Annotated in this window: 1 protein-coding gene; it reads right to left on the reverse strand. The window is 58.9% G+C overall.

Features of this window, described 5'->3' with window-relative positions; genetic code table 11:
- Nucleotides 1-138 precede the first annotated feature (138 nt).
- Nucleotides 139-572, reverse strand: a 434-nt coding sequence (locus M3I54_RS44580; protein ID WP_254346770.1) for a transposase, incomplete at its 5' end; no start/stop codon positions are given.

The raw sequence follows: 572 nt of genomic DNA on the forward strand, positions 1-572 counted from the left end.
CCCCCGGCGGAAGCGGTGCGCCTCGATGTACGCGCCCGCCAGTCGCAAACTTTCGCATTGTGCAATCTCAACGCGAATTCAACGTTCTTTCGGCGGCTTGAGGCCGACTTCTGACCTCCTTGCCACGCTTTCCGCCACTTATAAGCGGATTTGTCCCAGTGATCGCATGCGCACGAGGTTGTATGCCGCCATGTTCAACACGAACATCTGGTCCACCTTCTTCAAGCCACGCACCATCACCTGACGCATGCGCCCCACGGTCTTGGCCCAGCCGAAACCTTGTTCGATCAACTTGCGCTTTTGCTGCGAAATGGCGTAGCCCACGCTCGAGGCAATCGTATCGGGCACTGCCGAACGCCGCCCCGAGGTGTTTTGCGCAACGTGCGGTATGACCTTCATCTGTTGGCACGCCTCGATGAATTCCTGGGCATCGTAGCCCTTGTCCGCACCCAACGTAATTTCTACGTTCGGATCCTCTACCGTTTGCTGTGCGTCGTGGATCATGATCTTGGCCGCTTCACGCTCGGCATGCCCGTCGGCGCGTGTCACGCGCGCATTGACCACCAAGCCGT

The sequence above is a fragment of the Paraburkholderia sp. CNPSo 3274 genome, from assembly GCF_024206475.1.
Taxonomy (GTDB): Bacteria; Pseudomonadota; Gammaproteobacteria; order Burkholderiales; family Burkholderiaceae; genus Paraburkholderia.